This is a genomic window from Streptomyces gelaticus (assembly GCF_014649535.1).
Taxonomy (GTDB): Bacteria; Actinomycetota; Actinomycetes; order Streptomycetales; family Streptomycetaceae; genus Streptomyces; species Streptomyces gelaticus.
Window position 1 is genome coordinate 1 of sequence record NZ_BMTF01000049.1, and the last position, 17,528, is coordinate 17,528.

The 17,528-nt window shown below is 72.4% G+C and carries 16 protein-coding genes; 7 read left to right on the forward strand and 9 right to left on the reverse strand.

Going from position 1 to position 17,528, the window contains the following annotated elements; all coding sequences use genetic code 11:
* The 3 genes from IE107_RS33675 to IE107_RS33685 form a co-directional block, all read right to left on the reverse strand.
* Positions 1-588 (reverse strand): cbb3-type cytochrome c oxidase subunit I (locus IE107_RS33675; protein ID WP_189548148.1); only part of this gene is annotated, 588 nt, incomplete at its 3' end.
* A 332-nt stretch (positions 589-920) separates the two neighbouring features.
* Positions 921-1,658, reverse strand: coding sequence for an SDR family oxidoreductase (locus tag IE107_RS33680; RefSeq protein WP_189548149.1), 738 nt, complete (start codon positions 1,656-1,658; stop codon positions 921-923).
* Between the two features lie 234 nt (positions 1,659-1,892).
* Entirely contained in the window at positions 1,893-4,115 is a 2,223-nt protein-coding gene (locus IE107_RS33685; RefSeq protein ID WP_189548150.1) for an NADP-dependent isocitrate dehydrogenase, read from the reverse strand.
* A 234-nt stretch (positions 4,116-4,349) separates the two neighbouring features.
* Here IE107_RS33685 and IE107_RS33690 point away from each other — a divergent pair, with 234 nt between their 5' ends.
* The 4 genes from IE107_RS33690 (at position 4,350) to IE107_RS33705 (ending at position 7,571) form a co-directional block, all read left to right on the forward strand.
* Positions 4,350-5,279, forward strand: a complete 930-nt coding sequence (locus tag IE107_RS33690) for an LLM class F420-dependent oxidoreductase (RefSeq protein ID WP_189548151.1) — start codon at positions 4,350-4,352, stop codon at positions 5,277-5,279.
* 232 nt (positions 5,280-5,511) lie between these two features.
* Positions 5,512-6,504 carry a dihydroxyacetone kinase subunit DhaK gene (gene dhaK / locus IE107_RS33695; protein ID WP_189548152.1) on the forward strand — a complete coding sequence of 331 codons (993 nt, stop codon included), beginning with the start codon at positions 5,512-5,514 and terminating at the stop codon, positions 6,502-6,504.
* A 45-nt stretch (positions 6,505-6,549) separates the two neighbouring features.
* Positions 6,550-7,164 (forward strand): dihydroxyacetone kinase subunit DhaL, encoded by a 615-nt coding sequence (gene dhaL / locus IE107_RS33700; protein ID WP_189548162.1) that lies wholly within the window; start codon positions 6,550-6,552, stop codon positions 7,162-7,164.
* Positions 7,161-7,571: a PTS-dependent dihydroxyacetone kinase phosphotransferase subunit DhaM gene (locus IE107_RS33705; protein WP_189548153.1), complete on the forward strand. Its 411-nt coding sequence runs from the start codon at positions 7,161-7,163 to the stop codon at positions 7,569-7,571. Before dhaL ends, IE107_RS33705 begins: the two co-directional genes overlap by 4 nt.
* A 92-nt stretch (positions 7,572-7,663) precedes the next feature.
* On the opposite strand, the gene IE107_RS33710 is transcribed toward IE107_RS33705, so the two are convergent.
* Complete coding sequence (locus tag IE107_RS33710; RefSeq protein WP_189548154.1) at positions 7,664-11,092, reverse strand: phosphodiester glycosidase family protein; 3,429 nt, start codon at positions 11,090-11,092, stop codon at positions 7,664-7,666.
* A gap of 314 nt (positions 11,093-11,406) precedes the next feature.
* On the opposite strand from IE107_RS33710, the gene IE107_RS33715 reads away from it, so the two are divergent.
* Positions 11,407-11,934: an NUDIX hydrolase gene (locus tag IE107_RS33715; RefSeq protein WP_189548155.1), complete on the forward strand. Its 528-nt coding sequence runs from the start codon at positions 11,407-11,409 to the stop codon at positions 11,932-11,934.
* A 30-nt stretch (positions 11,935-11,964) separates the two neighbouring features.
* Here IE107_RS33715 and IE107_RS33720 read toward each other — a convergent pair whose 3' ends face one another.
* Both IE107_RS33720 and IE107_RS33725 read right to left on the reverse strand, forming a co-directional pair.
* A complete protein-coding gene (locus IE107_RS33720) occupies positions 11,965-12,906 on the reverse strand; it encodes a M56 family metallopeptidase (RefSeq protein ID WP_189548156.1) in 942 nt (313 codons plus the stop codon).
* Positions 12,903-13,280: a BlaI/MecI/CopY family transcriptional regulator gene (locus tag IE107_RS33725; protein WP_229867459.1), complete on the reverse strand. Its 378-nt coding sequence runs from the start codon at positions 13,278-13,280 to the stop codon at positions 12,903-12,905. The genes IE107_RS33720 and IE107_RS33725 overlap by 4 nt, the downstream gene beginning before the upstream one ends.
* 210 nt (positions 13,281-13,490) lie before the next feature.
* Here IE107_RS33725 and IE107_RS33730 point away from each other — a divergent pair, with 210 nt between their 5' ends.
* Positions 13,491-14,159, forward strand: a complete 669-nt coding sequence (locus tag IE107_RS33730) for a DedA family protein (RefSeq protein ID WP_229867458.1) — start codon at positions 13,491-13,493, stop codon at positions 14,157-14,159.
* Positions 14,159-14,761 carry a phosphatase PAP2 family protein gene (locus IE107_RS33735; RefSeq protein ID WP_189548158.1) on the forward strand — a complete coding sequence of 201 codons (603 nt, stop codon included), beginning with the start codon at positions 14,159-14,161 and terminating at the stop codon, positions 14,759-14,761. Before IE107_RS33730 ends, IE107_RS33735 begins: the two co-directional genes overlap by 1 nt.
* Positions 14,762-14,902: 141 nt before the next feature.
* On the opposite strand, the gene IE107_RS33740 is transcribed toward IE107_RS33735, so the two are convergent.
* The 3 genes from IE107_RS33740 to IE107_RS33750 are packed head-to-tail and all read right to left on the reverse strand — an operon-like array spanning position 14,903 to position 17,442.
* Positions 14,903-15,943 carry an NAD(P)-dependent alcohol dehydrogenase gene (locus IE107_RS33740; RefSeq protein ID WP_189548159.1) on the reverse strand — a complete coding sequence of 347 codons (1,041 nt, stop codon included), beginning with the start codon at positions 15,941-15,943 and terminating at the stop codon, positions 14,903-14,905.
* 57 nt (positions 15,944-16,000) lie between these two features.
* Complete coding sequence (locus tag IE107_RS33745) at positions 16,001-16,774, reverse strand: SDR family NAD(P)-dependent oxidoreductase (RefSeq protein ID WP_189548160.1); 774 nt, start codon at positions 16,772-16,774, stop codon at positions 16,001-16,003.
* Positions 16,771-17,442 (reverse strand): TetR family transcriptional regulator, encoded by a 672-nt coding sequence (locus tag IE107_RS33750; protein ID WP_189548161.1) that lies wholly within the window; start codon positions 17,440-17,442, stop codon positions 16,771-16,773. Before IE107_RS33750 ends, IE107_RS33745 begins: the two co-directional genes overlap by 4 nt.
* Between the last annotated feature and the right edge of the window lie 86 nt (positions 17,443-17,528).

Genomic DNA, 17,528 nt, shown 5'->3' on the forward strand with positions numbered 1-17,528 from the left:
GATCGTGGTGATGAAGTTGACCGAACCGAGGATCGTGCCGAAGCCGGAGAAGGCCAGACCCATGATCCACATGTCGCTTCCGATGCCCGGCGAGCGCACGGCGTCGGTCAGCGGGGAGTAGGCGAACCAGCCGAAGTCCGCCGCCCCGTTCGGGGTGAGGAATCCTGCGACCACGATGACCGAGCCGAAGAGGTACAGCCAGTACGCGAACATGTTCAGCCGCGGGAACGCCACGTCGGGCGCGCCGATCTGCAGCGGCATGATCCAGTTGGTGAATCCGGCGAACAGCGGCGTCGCGAACATCAGCAGCATGATCGTGCCGTGGATGGTGAACGCCTGGTTGAACTGCTCGGGCGAGACGATCTGGATGCCCGGACGAGCGAGCTCGGCGCGGATGACCAGGGCCAGCACACCGCCGACGACGAAGAAGGCGAACGAGGTGACGAGGTAGAGCGTGCCGATCGTCTTGTGGTCGGTGGTGGTCAGCCACTTGATGACGACGTTTCCCGGTTGCTTGGCACGGACCGGAAGCTCGTTCGCGTACGTCTCCTCCTGATCGGCTGCCCCTGTTGAGCCCGTCGTCGTCACTGGGACGCTCCTTCGATCGTCGTTCGCGGGTGGACCGAGCACCCGACAGGGGCGCCGTTCCCACCGGGACGGCCGGCAGACCGGTCCCACGCGCGTCACGCCAGATTCCAGGTGCAGCAAATCAGCCACGGGGCCGCTATGGGCGGCCCACCGCCCGCTGCCGCGTGACATTCACCCGTCAGGGCGCCCAGGGGCACAGGCCGTGTTTCAGGCCCTCGGTCCGCTGTGGACCGGGCCACCGCCCGACGAACTCCCTTGCTGTACGGAGCAGTTGCCGGGCGGTCCGGTCAACACCCCGGCCGGGGCCGGGCGCCGGGCCCGCCCGGCGGCGCTCAGGCCAGCCCGCCCGTCGCGCGGACGTTCTGTCCCGTGATCCATCGGCCGTCGTGGCCGGCGAGGAAGGCGACCGCATCGGCCACGTCCGCGGGTTCCCCCAGCCGGCGCAGCGGAGTCATGCCGGCGACTGCCTCCAGGGCCTCCGGCGGGTTGGTGCCGCGCAGCAGCTCGGTGTCGGTGGCGCCGGGCGAGACGGTGTTGACCGTGATCCCGCGGGCCCCGAGTTCGTGGGCGGCGACGGCGGTGAGCTGCTCGACGGCACCCTTGCTCGCGGCGTAGGCGGAGATGCCTGGACCCGGTCGCACGGTGTTGGCGGTGGAGATGTTCACAATGCGTCCGCCGTCGCGCATCCGCAGCGCCGCGTGGCGGATCGTCATGAAGACCGCCCTGGTGTTGACCGCCAGGACCTGGTCGAAGACCGCCGGGTCGGTGTCCGTGAGCAGGGACGGGGCGGGGCAGAGGGCGGCGTTGTTCACCAGGATGTCCAGCCCGTCGAGCTCTTCCTCGGCGACCGACATCAGTCGCTCCGGGCCATCGGGGTCCGCGAGGTCCAGCCGTACGGCCCGTACCTTGCCGCCGTCACCCCGCACCGTACGGACGACCTCGGCCGCGGCATCTTCGCTGGTGGCGTAGTTGAAGACCACGTGTGCGCCGTCGCGGCACAGGCGCTCGACGATCGCGCGGCCGATGCCCCGTGATCCACCGGTGACCACGGCGTTCCTGCCAGTCAGCACGGCCTCTCCCCTTCCAGGGCACGGTTGGTCCGGGCGTACGAACCTACCGGCGCAATCGGCTCCGTGGGGCCGATTGCGCGGAATCTCTTCGCGCGGGCGGCAAGCCTGTGGCGCCGGTGCCGGACGCGGAGCCGCCCCGGCCGGGCATGGTGCCGGCCGGGGCGGGAGGGGCGGGGCGCCCGGGGGCGCCCCCTGTCGCGCAGGTGTCCCGTCGGATGCTGCGCAGGCGCCTCGTCAGCCGATGGCAGCGATGGCCTGGACGAACGTCTTCGACGGGCGCATGACGGCCGCGGCCTTGGCCGGGTCGGGCTGGTAGTAGCCACCGATGTCGGCCGGCGAGCCCTGCACCGCGATCAGCTCGTCGACGATGGTCTGCTCCTGCTCGCCCAGCGTCTTCGCGAGCGCGGCGAACGCCTGCGCGAGCTGTGCGTCGTCGGTCTGCTGCGCCAGCTCCTGGGCCCAGTACAGGGCCAGGTAGAAGTGGCTGCCGCGGTTGTCGATGCCGCCCAGCTTGCGGCTCGGCGACTTGTCCTCGTTGAGGAAGGTGCCGGTCGCGCGGTCGAGGGTGTCGGCGAGGATCTGGGCGCGTGCGTTGCCCGTGGTCGCCGCCAGGTGCTCGAAGCTGGCCGCGAGCGCGAAGAACTCGCCCAGGCTGTCCCAGCGCAGGTAGTTCTCCTTGACCAGCTGCTGGACGTGCTTGGGCGCGGAACCGCCGGCGCCCGTCTCGAACAGACCGCCGCCGTTCATGAGCGGGACGACGGAGAGCATCTTCGCGCTCGTGCCCAGCTCCAGGATCGGGAACAGGTCGGTCAGGTAGTCACGCAGCACGTTTCCGGTGACGGAGATGGTGTCCTCACCGCGGCGGATGCGCTCCAGCGAGTACGCGGTCGCCTTGACCGGCGACATGATCTCGATCTGCAGACCGTCGGTGTCGTGGTCGGCGAGGTACTTCTTGACCTTGTTGATCAGCTGCGCGTCGTGGGCGCGGTCCTCGTCGAGCCAGAACACGGCCGGGACGCCTGTGGCGCGGGCGCGGGTGACGGCGAGCTTGACCCAGTCCTGGATCGGCAGGTCCTTGGCCTGGCACATGCGGAAGATGTCGCCGGCGCCCACGGCCTGCTCCAGCACCACGTCGCCGTTGCCGTCGAGGACCCGCACCGTGCCGGTGGTGGGGATCTCGAAGGTCTTGTCGTGGCTGCCGTACTCCTCGGCCTTCTGGGCCATCAGACCGACGTTGGGCACCGAGCCCATGGTCGACGGGTCGAAGGCACCATGGGCGCGGCAGTCGTCGATGACGACCTGGTAGACGCCCGCGTAGCTGCTGTCCGGCAGCACTGCGAGCGTGTCGGCCTCCTGGCCGTCCGGGCCCCACATGTGACCGGAGGTGCGGATCATGGCCGGCATGGAGGCGTCGACGATGACGTCGCTCGGCACGTGCAGGTTGGTGATGCCCTTGTCCGAGTCGACCATGGCCAGCGCGGGGCCCTCGGCCAGCTCGGCCTCGAAGGAGGCCTTGATCTCGGCGCCCATGTGCGGCACCGAGTCCAGGCCCTTGAGGATGGCTCCGAGGCCGTCGTTCGGGGACAGACCGGCCGCCACGAGCACCTCGCCGTACTTGGCGAAGGTGTTCGGGAAGAAGGCGCGGACCACGTGGCCGAAGATGATCGGGTCGGAGACCTTCATCATGGTGGCCTTCAGGTGGACGGAGAACAGCACGCCCTCGGCCTTGGCGCGGGCGACCTGCGCGGTGAAGAACTCGCGCAGGGCGGCGACACGCATGACCGCCGCGTCGACGACCTCACCCGCGAGCACCGGCACCGACTCGCGCAGCACGGTGGTGCTGCCGTCGTCGCCCGCCAGCTCGATGCGCAGCGAGCCGGCCTCGGCAATGGTCACGGACTTCTCGGTGGAGCGGAAGTCGTCGACGCCCATGGTGGCGACGTTCGTCTTCGAATCGGCGGACCACTTGCCCATGCGGTGCGGGTGCGCCTTGGCGTAGTTCTTGACCGAGGCGGGGGCACGGCGGTCGGAGTTGCCCTCGCGCAGCACGGGGTTCACCGCGCTGCCCTTGACCTTGTCGTAGCGGGCGCGGACGTCCTTGTCCTCGTCGGTCTGCGGGTCGTCCGGGTAGTCCGGAAGCGCGTAGCCCTGCGCCTGGAGCTCGGCGATGGCCGCCTTGAGCTGGGGGATCGAGGCCGAGATGTTCGGCAGCTTGATGATGTTGGCCTCGGGCCGCTTGGCCAGCTCGCCGAGCTCGGCGAGCGCGTCCTCGATGCGCTGGCCCTCCTCCAGACGCTCGGGGAAGCCCGCGATGATGCGTCCGGCCAGCGAGATGTCACGGCTCTCGACATTGACCCCGGCCGTCGAGGCGTACGCCTGGATGACGGGCAGGAACGAATACGTCGCCAGGGCCGGAGCCTCGTCGGTGTGTGTATAGATGATGGTCGAGTCAGTCACCCTGTGCTCCGCTCCACGTCTGCAACATTGCTTGACATCAAGATATCTCGTGACCGCCCCGGTCTCGACAGGGCCCTGCCCACATCGGCGGCGGAGCGTGCCGCCCCGGTCGCCCGGCACCCGCCCGCCCCGGGCCGCACCGGCGTCCGGCAGCACTCCGGACGGGAAGCCCGGCGGGCAACAGGCGGTTGTCATACGGTGGTTGCCCCACCGCCTGCCAGAAGGAGTGCGCTCATGCCGGTCTCGCTCGGGCTCGGTCTTCCGCAGATGAAGCAGTACGACATCGGCCGCGATGTGGCCGCCGTGGCACGCGCGGCGGAGGAGGCCGGCTACGAGAGCCTGTGGGTCTTCGAGCGGATCATCTTCCCCGAGCCCCCCACGCAGGGTCTGTACGGCGTTCCGGGGCTGCCCTGGCCCGATCGGTACCGCAGTGTCGCCGATCCACTGATCACGCTCGCGCTGGCCGCCGGAGCGACGAGCCGGGCCCGGCTCGGCACCAGCGTCCTGGTCGCGCCGCTGCACGTACCGTTCCAGCTGGCCCGTTCGCTCGCCTCGCTCGACGCCGCGAGCGGCGGCCGGGTGGTCGCGGGCATCGGCACCGGCTGGTCCCTGGACGAGTACGCCGCGGCCTCGGTCGCCCCCTTCGAGAAGCGCGGCGCCGTCCTGGACGAGCTGCTGGACGTGTGCGCGGCGGTCTGGGGCCCGGATCCGGTCTCGTACGAGGGCGAGCTGACCCGGATCGCCCCGTCCGAGGTCGGCCCGAAGCCGGCTCGCCCCATCCCGGTCTACCTGCCGGCGAACAGTCCCCGGGCCACCCGCCGTCTGGTCGACCGGGCGGACGGCTGGATGCCGGTGGCCATGGGCGCCGCCCGGCTGGCAGAGCAGTGGAAACGGGTCCAGGACCTGGCGGCCGAGCGCGGCCGGGAGCGTCCGATCGGCGTCTGCGCCCGTGCCAACGCCAGGTACAGCGCCGAACCCGTCGGCGGTACGGACCGCGCCCCCTTCCACGGCAACGCGGCCCAGATCGTCGAGGACCTGGTGGCCCATGCCGCGACGGGCGTTCCGGAGATCCTGCTGGATCTCCAGGGCACGGCACGTGACGCCTCGGAGCTGATCGACGTGGCGGCCGAGGTGTACGAGGCGGCGCGGGCGGCAGGCGTCTGACAGCACGCCGCCGGGGCCGGTACGGGGCGCAGGCCGCGTGTCACCGTGTCGGGCCGGGGGCCGCGGCAGACCTACGCCGAAGGGACTCGCGTACCCGGCCGGGCATCCGCTCAGCGGCCTCCGACACAACGTGACACCCGGTCAGTAGAGTCGGCAGCGACTCGGCGAATCCAGCCCGGCCCGCGTGAACCCTGCTCGGTGCCGGACCTTCCCACCTCGCTAGGAGATACCGTTGAGGATGCTGATCAACGTCCCCGAAACCGTTGTCGCGGACGGACTGCGCGGTATGGCCGCCGCCCACCCCGAACTGACCGTGGATGTCGAGAACCGTGTCGTCGTGCGACGCGACGCGCCGGTGGCCGGGAAGGTGGCGCTGGTCTCCGGCGGCGGTTCCGGGCACGAGCCGTTGCACGCCGGGTTCGTCGGGCCCGGGATGCTCTCCGCGGCCTGCCCCGGCGAGGTGTTCACCTCCCCCGTGCCCGACCAGATGGTGCGGGCCGCCGCCGCGGTCGACAGCGGGGCGGGAGTGCTGTTCGTCGTCAAGAACTACACGGGCGACGTGCTGAACTTCGAGATGGCCGCGGAACTCGCCGAGGACGAGGGCCTGCAGGTCACCCAGGTGCTGGTCAATGACGACGTGGCGGTGACCGACAGCCTCTTCACGGCGGGGCGGCGGGGTACGGGCGCCACCCTGTTCGTCGAGAAGATCGCCGGGGCGGCGGCCGACGAGGGCGCGCCGCTGGAGCGGGTGGCGGCCGTCGCCCGGCGGGTGAACGAGGCGTCGCGGAGTTTCGGGGTGGCACTCGGCGCCGTCACCACGCCGGCCAAGGGCTCCCCCACCTTCGATCTGCCGCCGGGTGAGCTGGAGCTCGGGATCGGCATCCACGGCGAGCCGGGGCGGGAGCGGCGGCCGATGATGACCGCGCGGGAGATCGCGGACTTCGCGGTGGACGCGGTGCTGGACGACCTGCGGCCGACCGGGCCGGTGATCGTGCTGGTCAACGGCATGGGCGCGACGCCGCTGCTGGAGCTGTACGGGTTCAATGCGGAGGTCCAGCGGGTGCTGTCCGAGCGGGGCGTCGTGGCAGCTCGTACGCTCGTGGGGAACTACGTGACCTCGCTCGACATGGCGGGCTGTTCGGTGACGCTCTGCCAGGTGGACGAGGAACTGCTGCGGCTCTGGGACGCGCCGGTGGAGACACCGGCGCTGCGCTGGGGCCGTTGAGCCGCCGGTACCGCACCCGTCATGCTGGAGCGACAAGGAGATGATGTGCTCGACGCCGACTTCTTCCACCGTTGGATGACCGCGGCCGCGGCCCTGGTGAGCCGTGAGGCGGACCACCTCACCGAACTCGACTCCGCGATCGGGGACGCCGATCACGGCAGCAATATGGAGCGCGGGTTCGCCGCGGTGACCGCGGCGCTGGGCAAGGAGCCGCCGCAGACTCCGGGAGCCGTACTGGTGCTGGCCGGACGGCAGTTGATCTCGACGGTCGGCGGTGCTTCGGGCCCGCTGTACGGGACGCTGCTGCGCCGTACGGGAAAGTCCCTGGGCGACGCCTCCGCCGTGACCCCGGAACAGTTGGCGGAGGCCCTCGGGGCGGGCGTCGCGTCCGTGGCGCAGCTCGGTGGGGCGCAGGCCGGGGACAAGACGATGCTCGATGCGCTGCTGCCTGCCGCCGAGGCGCTCGGTACCTCGTTCGAGGCGGCGAAGGAAGCGGCCGAGGCGGGAGCCCTGGCGACGGTGCCGATGCAGGCCCGCAAGGGCAGGGCGAGCTATCTGGGTGAGCGCAGCATCGGGCACAAGGATCCCGGGGCGATGTCCTCGGCCCTGCTGGTCGCCGCGCTGGCCGAGACCGGAGCGAAGGACGGGAGCGGGGCATGAGCGACGGGAACCAGGTCGGGATCGTGCTGGTCTCGCACAGCGGCCCGGTGGCCGAGTCGGTGGCCGAGCTGGCCAAGGGCCTCGCCGCGGGCGGCGCCACGGCCCCGGTGGCCGCCGCCGGCGGCACCCCCGCCGGTGGTCTCGGGACGAGCGCGGAGCAGATCGCGGAGGCCGCCAGGTCGGTGGACCGCGGCGCGGGGGTCGCGCTGCTGGTCGATCTGGGCAGCGCGGTGCTCACGGTCAAGTCGATGCTGGCCGAGGGCGACGAGCTGCCGGAGGGCTCCCGGCTGGTGGACGCGCCGTTCGTGGAAGGTGCCGTGGCGGCCGTGGTCACCGCGTCGGCGGGCGGGGACATCGCGGCGGTGGAGGCCGCGGCGTCGGAGGCGTACGGGTATCGCAAGCTGTAGGCGGGCAGGGCCGCCCCGCACCGTCTGTCCGCTGTGGTGCGGGGCGCCCTGAAGCACGCCCGGCCCTCGGGGCCGGACCGGCTTTCGCCCTCTCAGGCCGTCGGCGCGGACCCGGCTGCCGCGATCCTGATCCGGGCCTGTTGTGTCGTGCCGTTGACCGTCACGGCGAGGGTGACCGTGCCCGGCCGCAACGCGGTGAGGGTGCCGGTGGACGGGTCGTACACCGCTGTGTGGCGTTGGCGGGCACCGCTCGGGTCACCGATGTGCATGTTCGGGGAGCCGGTCCAGTCCGCGGCCAGCGGGAAGCCGACCGGGACGCTGCGGGTCCCCTGGATGACGGTCGCGGTGACCTTGGTACGGCTTCCGGTACCGAGCACCGCGGGCGCGTCGGTCGTCAGCGCGTCCACGTGCGCGCGGGTCTGTACGGAGACCCAGTCGGGCCCGCCCTGCCACGGCCGTTGCCGTGCGGCGGCCTGTGCCCCGGCGGAGACGCGGTCGGCGCCGACCAGTGACCAGCCGGTGAAACCGCCGTCGTCCGCGGGCCCGGCCGGCGCCTTGCCGGAGTTGCCGTTGATCAGATACGGCACTCCGTCGACGTGCGAGGCGTGGAAGACCCCCACATGGCTGCCGATGAAGGCCGCGCCCTTGCCCGTCGTACGGCGGAAGTCGGCGAGCCACTGTTCGACCAGGGCCGCCTCCTTGCGGTCCCCGAGCTGGCTGCCCTTCTGCGCGGTCGGGTCGCGCGGCGGCACGTGCTCGATCAGCATGAGCGAATCGACGTTCCGGTCCTTCGCCGCCGCGTCCAGCTGGGCGCGGAGCTGCTCGATCTGGGCGAAGCCGCCGCCGCGCAGGCCGAGGCTCGATGTGTCGAGCGTGACGAAGCGGGTGCCCTTGTGGTCGAACGTCCGCTGGGCGGGCCCGAATTCGGTGATGAAGTTGTCGATCCTGCCGCCCATCACTTCGTGGTTGCCCGGTACGTAGTACCAGGGCAGCGAGTCGCCGAGTTCCTCGGTGAGGATGCGGCGTGCGAAAGCCAGGTCCGCGGGCGCTCCCTCGTCGACGAGGTCCCCGTTGACGACCAGGAAGTCCGGGGCCGCCGCCCTGATCTCGCGCAGGGTGCGCCGTGCCTGGGCGACGATCGCGCTGTCCGGGTCGCGGGCGACGAACTGGGCGTCGGACATCACCGCGAACTGCCAGTCCCTGCGCCCGGTCACGGCCGCCGGATCGATCAACGGGTCGGCGGGTCGGGCCTGTTCGGGCAGGTCGACGGTGGGTGGCACCTGGGCGGTGAGGTCGTCGATCACGATCTCTCCCGTGTACTGCTTGGCCGCCCCGGTCTCCGCGAGGTAGAAGCGGGACACCGAGAGCGGCATGGCGGCCCCGGGCGGCACCGCGAAGGTGACCTGCCGCCAGCCGTTCCAGGTGATGTACGGTCCGCGCAGCAACTGGTCGGAGCCGGCCGCGTCCTTGAGGTGCAGGGTCGGCCAGGCGCCCTTGCCGTCGCCCTTGATCCACAGCTTGAACGACTGGGGCTGGCCGGGGACGGTGACCGGCTGGGGCGGGGCGGCGTAGGCGGCGCGGGTCGCGGTGGACCGGGTGAAGTCGTAGCTGAGTTTCAGTCCGGTGCCGGTGCGGCCGTCGGGTGTGGCGGTGAGCGATCCGTCGGCGCGGGCCTGGCTGAACTTCCAGGACCCGGCGTCGTCGAAGGAGGAGACGGCCTGCTCGGTGAGGCCGACGCTGACGGCGAGGACGGTGCTGGTGCCGGCGACGGTCGCCCTGATCTGTCCGGCGCCGGAGCCGGTGCGCGAGGCGACGGTGAAGGAGCCGTCTCCGTCGTCGCGGATGTCGAAGAGGGTGTGGTCGTAGTCGAGCGCGATGTCGCGCGGCTCGACGGGGGCGCTGGTGCCGTGGGCGTCGAGCCCCACGATGCCGAAGGTGCCGGTGGCCCCGGCGTCGGCGAGGCCCACCCGCTGGCTGGTGGGCTGGATCCGGGCCAGCTTGTCGAGGACGGTCAGGGACGTGCTCCCGCGCGCTGTTCCGTTTTCGGCGCGTACCTCGGCGGTGCCGCTGCGGCGCGCGGTGAAGAGCCCGTTGCCGTCGACCGTGCCGACGGAGCCCGGTGCGGTGTGCCAGCGCGGGGTGCCCTGGGCGGGGCCGTACGTCTCGTCGTATCCGGTCGCGGTGAGGCGTCGGGTGAGGCCGGGGAAGATCCGGTCGGGGTGGCCGCCCTTGACGGGGTCGACGCCCGGCGCGGAACCGGCGGACGTGCGGGGCCGGACCCAGTAACCCTTCAGCCGTCCGCTGCCGTCGGGGGCGGTGAGCGCGAGGCCGTTGGGGACGGTGCGTTCGCTGCCGTCGGACGGGCTGTTCTCCACCCGGAGCGTGTCACTGCCGAGTTCGCGGGCGACGAGGGTCGAAGAGCCGCCGCCGTCCAGGTTGAGTGCGCTGTACGAGCCGGCGCGCTTCATCATCAGGGCGAGTTCGGTGAGGGTGACGCCGCCGCTGTCGGCCTGCCGCCCGTCGACGGTGAGGACCTGCATGGTCCGGCCGTCCTCGGAGAAGCCGACGGCGGTGCGGGGTGCGGCGGTGTTGTTGCTCTCGCCGTCGTGGTTCTGCGCGACTCCGTCGACGACGAGGAGTTCGCGGCCGCCGACGGCGGTGCGCGGCACGGCCCCGCCGTCGGTGCGGGCCCGGTGGGTCAGGGACACCGGGTCGCCGGGCTCGAGGGCGTCGAGCGCGGCGGCTCCGGCCTCACGGCCGACCAGGACGGTGGTGTCGTCGGGGACGGCCCCCGATCCGGGGGTGTGCGAGACGGAGACGACCTTGCCGTCCCTTACCACCGCTTCGGCGACCGGGGTCGCGTTGTCGACGGTCAGGGCGCGGTCGGCGGCTCCCCAGGCAGAGGTGTACGCGCCCACTCCGCCGGCCGGCACATTGGCCGCGTTGTACGCGGCGAGCGGCCGCTGCCCGGCGGGCAGGGTGAGCGTCCCCTCGAAGTACAGATTCAGGATGCGGCCCGCGCTGTCGGGGCCGATGCCGACCGCGCGGTTGATCCCCGGGGCGGGCGACTGGACCGTGGCCCCGTCCCTGATGCCTATCCCTTCGGGCGCGCCGGTCTGGTTGATGTCGAAGAAGTCGGCGTTGATCGCGGCGACGGTCCGCCGGCCGCGGCCCGCGTCGTGTCCGGCGGCCAGTTCGGAGACGGTGTGCCGCTCGGAGACCTTGCCGGAGGACAGGTAGTCGGCGCGTACGCCGCCGCCTGCGAGGTCGACCGTGAGGCTGTCGACCCGCAGCCACTTGTCGGACTCCAGCCGGTCGTACGAGCTGAGGCGGACCCCCGGGGCGATCGGGCGGGACGTACGCGCGGTCTCGATGCCGTCGCCGTCCACGACCGAACGGGGCGCCCCCGCCGCGTTGCTGGCGGGCGGTGGGGCGACCGGCCCGAGTATCTCGGCAGGGGTGCGGGGGCGTGGGTCGGGGGTCGGATCGGCGAGTGCGGGAGAGATCGCGCCGACGGTCATGGCGGAGACCGTCGCAAGCAGTACGAGCGGGCGCGCGATCGTCCGGTTCCTTCGCGCCGCCCTCCCGCTCGGTGCGGTTGTCCTGCCGACTGTGCCAAGGCCCACAAGTCCTCCTGGGATTCTTTTGGTTGCGCGGCCCGGTCCGGGCGTACGCCACTGTCGGCGGACAGCATGGCCGCGCGCGCAACCGCGCACCAGGGGGCGTCGGGAACCTCGCGGCGAACAGGACGCGTCGGCTCGATGACGGCAATGATCACCGGGAAACGGGTGTCGTCCGCGGTGGTGCGCCCCGGCCGGGACGCAGACTTGACGGCATGCCATCTCAGCAGCGCGGCAAGCGCAGTGCGGGCCTTCTCCTGTTCCGGCGGCCGGACGGATCCGTGGACGACGGGACCGGTTTCGAGGTGCTCATCGGGCACATGGGCGGCCCGTTCTGGGCGGGCCGCGAGAGTGCGGCCTGGTCGATTCCCAAAGGGGAGTACGGCCCCGATGAGGAGCCGGAGGATGCCGCCCGCCGCGAGTTCGAGGAGGAGTTCGGGCGTCCGGTGCCGCGGGGCGAGTGGGTGGCGCTGGGCGAGGCGCGTCAGTCCGGCGGCAAGACCGTGACGGTGTGGGCGCTGGAGGCTGATCTCGATGCCACTGCGGCGGTCCCCGGGACGTTCACCATGGAGTGGCCGAGGGGGTCGGGATTGCTGCGGGAGTTCCCCGAGGTCGACCGGTTCGCCTGGTGCGTGCCCCAGGAGGCGGCGGAGCGGCTCGTCGCGGGACAGCGGGTATTCCTCGACCGGCTGCGGGAACATCTGGCGGACGGACGGGGGATGCCCGGTCGGGACGGGTCCTGACCGGCCTGCCGGGCGGAGGGGACCAGCCGGTCAGTGGTGCGCGCTCTCGCCCTGTGCCGCCTCGATGCTGCTGTGCAGATCGCTTGTCGCGTCGAGCGCGGCGGCGCCGGAGACGACCAAGCAGGCCAGCAGCGCCGCGGCCGCGGCGCGGCCGACGCGGGACCGTGCGGTGCTCCGGCCGAGCAGTGCGGCGACGCGGCGTGGTACGGGCCCGGCCGCGGCGGCGAGCGCCATCCGTGGGCGGGGCTGTGGAACGGCTTCGGTGGCGCGGGCCGCGAGGGCGGCGCGGCCGATGGCGCGGGCCGCGACCCGTCGGTCACCGACGGCAGAGGCGGCCGCCTCGTCGGCGCAGCGTTCCAGGGCGTAACCCATGGGGGCACGCAGCGAGCGCAGCGCCGGGTGGCAGAGCGCGGCGCCCTCGGCGGCGGCCATGAAGAGGTGGTGGCGGCCCGCGAGATGGGCGCGTTCGTGGGCGAGCAGGGCGTCACGTTCGGCGGGGTCGAGGGCGCGCAGCATTCCCGTGGTGACGACGATCCGGCCGGGCGTCCCGGGACGGCCGGGCAGCGCGTAGGCGTCGGGGCGGCTGTCGCGCAGGACGGCCAGCTCGCCGGGGCGCCCGTCGAACCGTCCGGCCCGGCGCAGCTCCGCCCAGTGGCGGCGGGCGGCGCGTGCGACGGCCGCTGCGCAGCCCACGAGGAGAGCCAGTGCGGCGGCGGCCAGGGGAACGGTGGCGGCCGGGGCGGCCTCGGAGAGCGGCCTGACGAGTTCACCGACGGCGGAGACCGCGGAGAACCGGGTCGCACCGGGCACCACGAGCAGGGCCAGGGCGAGGACGCTGCACAGGGCGAGGCCGACGCCCGTCGCGGCGAGCAGCCGGACGGCCCGCACCGGCGACAGCGCGTCCGCCAGCCGGCGGGCGGCGGGCACCGCCAGGAACGGCATCAGCAGCGGAACCCAGACGGCGTAGATCACGGCGTGTCTCCGTCGAGCAGTTCCCGGAGCAGTTGCTCGTCCTCGTCGGTGAGCTGTGACACGAACCGGGCGAGGGCGGTGCTGCGGTCCTCCTGCTTCCGCAGCTCGCTGTGCATACGGCGGGCGGTCAGCCCGGGGGCGTCCTCGGTGGGGGTGTAGGCGAATCCGCGGCCGGCCCGGGCGCGGGTGACGGTGCCCTTCTCGTACAGGCGCGACAGGATCGTCGTGACGGTGGTGCGGGCGAGTTCCGTGCCGATCGCGCCCTGGACCTGACCGGGGGTGAGCGGTGTTCCGGCCGCCCACAGCGCTGCCAGGACGGTGGATTCCAGCTCGCCGGCGGGCCGGCGTTCCGACGGGGCGGGGGGTGCTGACAGGTGCGGCGGGGCGGCTTCCGGCGTCGGTACCGAAGCCGGTTCGCCGTCCGGGCGGGGGCCGGATTCTCCGCTCGATATCCCCTTCACCTGGGACATGGGAACTCTCCTCCCCCTTCGGGCGTCTACAGTGACGTAGACCGTCTACATCACTGTAGTCAGTCCGGGCGTTCCGTCGGGCCGCCCGCTCACCATTATGGGAGACCTTCCACCGTGTCCGTATTCTCACTGGCGTCCGCGCCACAGGCGGTGAACCTGCTGGATGCGGGGTCACTGCTCGGAGCGTTCGGCGCGCTCGGGATCGCCGCCGTGCTCTTCGCCGAGACGGGACTGCTCGTCGGCTTCTTCCTCCCCGGCGATTCCCTGCTGTTCACGGCCGGCCTGCTCTGCGCTTCCGGCGCCCACGGCCCCGTGCGGATGTCCTTGCCGCAGGTCCTGATCGCCGCGGTGGCCGGCGCGCTGCTGGGTGCCCAGGCGGGTTACTGGATCGGCCGGCGGGGCGGCCGGGCCCTGCTCGCCCGCAGCCGCTCCAGGCGGTTGCACGAGGGCGCCGCGCGCGCCGAGGAGCTCCTGGGCAGATACGGCCACGCGAGGGCGATCGTGCTGGCCCGCTTCGTGCCCGTCGTACGCACGGTGCTCAACCCGCTGGCCGGGGCGCTCAACGTCCCGGCCCGGCTGTTCACACTCTGGCAGGTCGTCGGCGGAGTGATCTGGACGGTCGGGCTGGTCCTCGCGGGCTACGCACTGGGGTCCTCGGTGCCGAACGTCGACCGCTATCTGCTGCCGATCGTCGCCCTCGTCGTCGCGGTCTCCCTCGTCCCGCTCGCCGCCGAGCTGCTCCGCTCCCGGGGCCGACGCACCGCCGGAGAGGAAAACATCTGATGCCGCTCGCCTCCGCCGCCACCTCGGTCGACGGTGACCTGTACACCTGGATCACCGAGCTGGCCCAGCGCTCCCCCACCGCCCTGGATTCCGCCGTCCGCGTCTGGTCGGACTACGGGCTCGCCCTGTTCGCCCTGCTGATGCTCGCGTCCTGGTGGCGCTCGCGCTCGACCGATCCCGCTCGCACCGCCATGGCGCTCTGCGCCCCGTTCGTCGTGGTGGCCGCCTATGTCGCCAACGACCTGGTCAAGTCGGTCTTCCACGAGCAGCGGCCGTGCCAGACCCTCCATGTCGTGACGGTGGAGGCGTGCCCGGCGCTCGGCGACTGGTCCTTCCCCAGCAACCACGCCGCCATCGCGGCGGCCGCGGCGACGGCGATCTGGCTGACCGACCGCCGGCTCGGCGCGATCGCGGTGCCCGCCGCCTTGCTGATGGCCGCCTCCCGGGTGTGGATCGGTGTGCACTACCCCCACGACGTGCTGATCGGGCTGGTGACCGGCGCCCTCGTCGCCTGGCTGCTGACGAGCGCGGCACGGCGCTGCGCCCCGGCGGTGACCCGGCTGCGCGACACCCCGCTGCGTCCGCTGGTGGCGACGCGGTGAGCCGGGGCGCGCGCATCGGTCGCGCGTACGGCTCTGCGGGCCGTCGCACGGTGCGACGGCCCGCAGAGCCGTGAGAAGGCTGGAGATCCCGGCCGGACGTTGAGGATCCGGTTGTGGCGGGTCCGGCTGTCGAGGGTCCGGTCAGCCGTTGGGGAGGATGACGGCGCGGCCGTTGACCTTGCCGTGGTGCAGTCGCTCGTACGCCAGCGGCGCCTCGTCCAGGGTGTACGTCTCCACGTGGACCTCGACCGAGCCGACGCGGGCGAGGTCGAGCACCTCGGCGAGCTCGGAGCGCGATCCCCAGTACGGGGAGGTCACCGTCGTGTTGTACGGCAGGGAGCCGAAGCCGACCGGCAGCGCACCGCCGCCGAGGCCGACGATCGTGACGTCGGAGTCGATGGCGGCCGCGGCCCCGGCGGTGGCGACGGTGGGCGGCGCTCCGACGAAGTCGAGGACGACCTGCGCACCGATCCCGCCGGTGAGTTCCCGGACCTTCGCAGCGGCGTCCTTGTCCGACAGGACGGTCTCATGGGCGCCGACGGCGCGGGCGAGGGCGAGCTTGTCCTCGGCGACATCGAGGGCGATGACCCGGACCGCTGTCATGACGCGCAGCAACTGGATCGCGACATGGCCCAGACCCCCGGCGCCGATGACCACGGCGGTGGCGCCCGGAACCAGCTTGGGCAGCGAACGCTTGATCGCGTGGTACGGGGTCAGCCCCGCGTCGGTGAGCGGCACGGCCTGGACCGGGTCGAGGCCGCCGAGCGGCACCAGGTGACGCGGATCGTCGACGATCATGTACTCGGCCATCGCGCCGGGCGAGCCCAGTCCGGGCGGGGTGATGCCGAGCTCCCTGGCGCGCAGGCAGTAGTTCTCCTTGCCCTCCGCGCACTTGACGCACGTACCGCAGCCCCAGGGGCCGTAGACCGCGACGGAATCGCCGACCGAGAGTCCGCTGACTCCGTCGCCGAGGGCGGCGACGGTGCCCACGCCCTCATGGCCGAGGGTGAGCGGCAGCGGGAACGGGATCTGCTCCGCGGGCCGGCTCATCACGGCGATGTCGGAGTGGCAGACACCCGCGGCGGTGACCTTGAGCATCACCTGGCCGGGGCCGGGCTCCGGGTCGGGCACGGTGACGACCTCGGGCGCCGCGCCCACGGTGCGGTACTGAACGGCCTTCATGGAATTCTCCTCACGTTCTCTGTTCCCTTGCTCGCCCCCCGTTCCCCCGTTCGCCGCTCAGGAGGCGGAGTAGCCGCCGTCCACCAGGTGGTAGCTGCCATGGATGAAGGAGGCACGGTCGGACAGCAGGAAGGCGGTGAGTTCGGCGACCTCCTCCGCCCTGCCGAGGCGGCCGGCCGGGTGCAGCGAGACCAGGCGGTCGCGGGCCGCGCCGTCGGTGTTGCGCAGCAGCGGCGTGTCGATGAAGCCGGGGCCGACGGCGTTGACGCGGACGTTCTGCGCCGCGTATTCGAGGGCCGCCGTCTTGGTGAGGCCGACGACGCCGTGCTTGGCGGCCACGTAGGCGGGCGAACCGGCGAAGCCGTTGGTGCCGAGGATCGAAGACATGTTGACGACGGCGCCGCCGCCCGCCGCGACGATGGCGGGAAGCTCGTAGCGCATCGAGTAGAAGACACCGCTGAGGTTGGTGGCGACGACCCGGTTCCAGTCCTCGATGCCGTACTCACCGGTGGGGCTGCTGGGACCGCCGATGCCGGCGTTGTTGACGGCGAGGTGCAGGGCGCCGAAGGTGTCGACGGCGAAGCGCACGCCCGCTTCGACGGAGGCGGCGTCGGTCACGTCCATGGCCACGGCGGCGGCCTTGGCGCCGGCGCTCTCCAGGTCCGCGACCGCCTTGCGGGCGTTGGCCTCGTCGTAGTCGGCGACGACGACGGACGCGCCCCCCGCGGCCAGCCGGTGGGCCAGGGCCAGTCCGATGCCGGAGGCTCCGCCGGTGATGAGGGCGGTCCTGCCCGCGAACTCCTGGTCGGCGGGGGTGGGGGTGGTGCTCATGATCCTGTGCTTCCTTCCGTGGTGCTGTGCGCCGCCTGCCCGGCGGGGGGCTGCGCGAGCAGTTCCCCGGCGAGTGCGTCGAAGGCCTGCCCGATCAGCCGGGGCAGGTCGCCCGGTTGCCCGGCGCGTGCCCAGGCGGCCTGGGCGGCGAGGAGTGCCCCCGCGCCCGCGGCGACCGTGACGGCGGGGCGGATGTCCCGTCGCGGGTCGACCCCGAGCCGGTCCGCGACGATGGCGACCGAGTCCTCCTGGGCGTCCACCCGGATGTGGTGGAACGCCGCGTAGAGGGTCGGTTCCCGTTCGGCGAGGACCAGCAGGTCGAAGATCCGCTCGCGCCGGTGCCAGGCGAACGCGCCGGGGTCTTCGAGCCAGTCGAAGACGGCCCTGCGGTAGGCGATGAGCGGGGGCTCGTCGGCGGGGCGGGCCCGCAGGGCCTCGTTGATCCGGTCACCGTCGTCCCGGAGCGAGTCCAGGACCGCGGCTTCCTTGCTCGTGAAGTACCGGCTGAAGGTGCGCCGGTCGACGTCCGCGCGTTCCGCGATCTCCTCGACCGTCACATTTCTCAAACCCCGGTCGAGTACGAGCTCGAACGCGGCCTGCGCCAGTGCGCCCCGGGTCCTGCGGGCCTTGCGGCTCCGCCGCTCCGGGACCTTCCGTTCCGGATACATATGTGCACCGTACACCCAAAAATGTCCCACCGCGACATAAGTCTCGACGGGACATTCGGTTGCCATGGGGCTCTTCCGGGCCCCTC

Coding starts and splice junctions, on each gene's coding strand:
- IE107_RS33715 (WP_189548155.1), top strand. CDS start 11,407: ATGCCATCTCAGCAGCGCGGCAAGCGCAGTGCGGGCCTTCTCCTGTTC.
- IE107_RS33750 (WP_189548161.1), bottom strand. CDS start 17,442: ATGTATCCGGAACGGAAGGTCCCGGAGCGGCGGAGCCGCAAGGCCCGC.
- IE107_RS33705 (WP_189548153.1), top strand. CDS start 7,161: ATGAGCGACGGGAACCAGGTCGGGATCGTGCTGGTCTCGCACAGCGGC.
- IE107_RS33740 (WP_189548159.1), bottom strand. CDS start 15,943: ATGAAGGCCGTTCAGTACCGCACCGTGGGCGCGGCGCCCGAGGTCGTC.
- IE107_RS33690 (WP_189548151.1), top strand. CDS start 4,350: ATGCCGGTCTCGCTCGGGCTCGGTCTTCCGCAGATGAAGCAGTACGAC.
- IE107_RS33710 (WP_189548154.1), bottom strand. CDS start 11,092: ATGACCGTCGGCGCGATCTCTCCCGCACTCGCCGATCCGACCCCCGAC.
- IE107_RS33735 (WP_189548158.1), top strand. CDS start 14,159: ATGCCGCTCGCCTCCGCCGCCACCTCGGTCGACGGTGACCTGTACACC.
- IE107_RS33745 (WP_189548160.1), bottom strand. CDS start 16,774: ATGAGCACCACCCCCACCCCCGCCGACCAGGAGTTCGCGGGCAGGACC.